The organism is Bacteroidota bacterium, from assembly GCA_038746285.1.
In the GTDB taxonomy this organism is placed as follows: Bacteria; Bacteroidota; Rhodothermia; order Rhodothermales; family JANQRZ01; genus JANQRZ01.
Map to the genome: position 1 here is coordinate 1 of JBCDKT010000109.1, position 2,366 is coordinate 2,366.

Annotated in this window: 3 protein-coding genes; all 3 read left to right on the forward strand. The window is 67.5% G+C overall.

Annotated elements, in window-relative coordinates:
• The first annotated feature begins 131 nt into the window (after nucleotides 1-131).
• Complete coding sequence (gene rpmH / locus AAGI91_17605; GenBank protein MEM1044429.1) at nucleotides 132-287, forward strand: 50S ribosomal protein L34; 156 nt, start codon at nucleotides 132-134, stop codon at nucleotides 285-287.
• Nucleotides 288-298: 11 nt separating this feature from the next.
• Entirely contained in the window at nucleotides 299-778 is a 480-nt protein-coding gene (locus AAGI91_17610; GenBank protein ID MEM1044430.1) for a ribonuclease P protein component, read from the forward strand.
• Between the two features lie 97 nt (nucleotides 779-875).
• A partial coding sequence (gene yidC / locus AAGI91_17615) for a membrane protein insertase YidC (GenBank protein ID MEM1044431.1) occupies nucleotides 876-2,366 on the forward strand: 1,491 nt, incomplete at its 3' end.

The following is a 2,366-nucleotide window of genomic DNA, read 5'->3' on the forward strand; positions in this document are numbered from 1 at the left end:
CGGGTAGCACGCGGCGTATCTTCATCGGCTCCGCAAAGCGCACTGCTGCCCGCTCGGCAGTTCGCTGCTTCGGACCTGACGCCTCGCCTTTTCGGCTCCCCAGCCTTCGACTGTCTAAGCATCCGACTGTCATGAAACGTACCTACCAGCCCAGCCGCCGCAAGCGCGCCAACAAGCACGGCTTCCGTAAGCGGATGGCCTCCAAGAACGGCCGCAAGGTGCTCGCTGCCCGTCGCAAGAAGGGCCGCAAGAACCTCACGGTGAGCGACACCCGCTCGACCAAGTAGCGTAGCCCGCGATGGCGGAGGAGACCCGGCGCGATCGGCCTCAGCGCAATCGCCCACGTCGGAATGGATGGCCGCGTGCCTTCCGCCTGAAGCGCCGTCGCCTGATCCGCCCGCTCTTCGACCGCAGCCGCACCGACGTCCGCCGCGTCACCGCCGGGTCCATCGCGGTGCTCTACCGCCTCGCCTCCGAGGCCGACGTCGGCCGCCGCGTGCCCATCCAGGTCGGCTTTGCGCCGGGTCGCCGGGCGCGCACCAACGCCGGCCGCACCCGCCTCCGCCGCCTCCTGCGCGAGACGTTCCGGGTCCACCAGCATCCGTTGGTGGACCTTTTTTCCGACCGCCCCGAGACGCTCACGGCGATGGTGCTCTTTCGCGGCCAGGAAGCCACCGCTTCACAGCAGATCCGGCGCGACCTGCCCCGTGCCCTCGACCGGGTCTTGAACGAGTTGCAGACGGAGCAAACGCGGTCTCAACCGAAGGCGGCAGAATAATTCACGGCACGCAATGCACGACCGGGGCGAAACTGCCCCTCCGTGCCCCCGTTGCCTGCCTGGCGCTCTCCCCACCCGCTCGTACCCCCCTTTCCTCGTGGACCAGCAGCAGCAAGGCCTCGACCGCAACACCCTCGTCGGGATCGTCCTGATCTCGGTCATCATGGGGGTGTGGATGATCTTCTTCGCGCCCGAGCCTCCCACGCCGGAGCAGCGCCAGGCCATCGCCGACTCGCTCGCGGCGCTCCAGCCCGACTCGCTCGACCAGGGCGAGCCCTTCCTCGTCGACCCGGCTGTCGAGGGCACGCTCGCGGCTCCGACCGACTCGGCCTTCGCCGCGGCCACCCAAGGCACTGCCGAGACGGTCGTCGTCGAGACCGAGACCTACATCGCCACGCTCTCGACCAAGGGCGGGACGATGCTCAACTTCGTCCTTAAGGAGTACAACAAAGCGGGCGAAGAAGCGACACCGGTCGATCTCGTCTCGAACACGGACGACGGCGCGCTGGCGGTCGTCTTCACGCCGCCCTCAGGCCGCATCGTCGATTCGCGCTCGCTCTTCTTCCAGACGACGGCGTCCACGCAGGACACGATCCGCGTGACGGACGGCCCCCAGCAGATCGCCTTCGACGCGCCCATCGGCGGCGGCGCGCTGCGGCTCGCCTACACCTTCGAGCCCGAAGGCCACGGCGTCGGCTTTGCCGTCGAGGAAGTGAACTCGAACCTGCTCACGCGCGCGGGCGGCTACGAACTTCTCTGGGACGGCGGCCTGCCGTTCGACGAGCTCGACGCCAACGACGAGTCCATCAACGCCGGCGCCTACGTCCGCGCAGGCGGCGAGGTCGAGCAGATCAAGCTCTCGAAGGAGCCGGAGCTTAACGAGCTGATCACCGGCACCATCGAGTGGACGGCGGTCAAGAACAAGTACTTCGTCGCAGCCATCCTTCCCGGCGAAGGGCTCGCGACCGAGGGCGCGGAACTCGACGGCCTGCGGATCGGCGAGCCGGGCGAGGCCGCCTTCGACGACTACTACACCACACGCCTGCTCATCCCGCGCGCGGCCACCGGCGAGCCGAACCCGTACACGCTCTACCTCGGCCCCGTCGACCTGAGCTTCCTCGACGACTACGACGAGAGCCTCTACGAGGTCGTCGACTATGGCTTCGGCGCGTTCATGACGCGGCCGCTCGCGAAGTACGTCATCGCGCCGGTCTTCCGCCTCTTCGGGACGTTCATCCCGAGCTACGGCGTCGTCATCATCCTCTTCGCCATCCTGATCAAGATCCTGCTCTACCCGCTGACGAAGTCGGCCTACCGGAGCACGGCGAAGATGCGCGACCTCCAGCCGGAGATGACCGCGCTCAAGGAGAAGTACCCGGACGACCCGCAGAAGCAGCAGGAGCAGATGATGAAGCTCTACCGGGACCGGGGCGTGAACCCGCTCGGCGGCTGTCTGCCGTTGTTGCTGCAGTACCCAATCATCATCGCGCTGTGGCGCTTCTTCCAGAACTCGATCCTGATCCGCCAGGAGTCGTTCCTCTGGGCCAACGACCTCTCCGCGCCGGACCCGGTGCTGCACCTGCCGTTC